At 42.6% G+C, this 296-nt stretch carries 1 protein-coding gene; it reads right to left on the reverse strand.

Going from position 1 to position 296, the window contains the following annotated elements; genetic code table 11:
* A partial coding sequence (locus tag ACVCZW_RS03720; RefSeq protein ID WP_452231678.1) for a hypothetical protein occupies positions 1–296 on the reverse strand: 296 nt, incomplete at both ends.

Consider the following 296-nt stretch of genomic DNA (forward strand, 5'->3'; position numbering starts at 1 on the left):
TCCTTCTGTTAATGTGGACCCTACTGGTAAAGTAGTCGTATCTACTACGATATCAACTGTTCCTGCCGGTACACCTTCTATAATATAGCTTCCATCCGATGCTGTTGTTGCTGTTGGCTCTCCTGCGTCTAATACGCCATCGCCATCTAAATCTGCAAATACCGTTACTGGAGAAGTAAATCCTGTTTCTGTTCCGTTTTGTATTCCATCACCATCTTCATCGTTATATACGGTTCCAGTTACTGTTCCGGCTGTAGTATAACCATCTATTCCTGCATCTACACTACCATTTGTTG

The sequence above is a fragment of the Lacinutrix sp. MEBiC02595 genome (assembly GCF_053601555.1).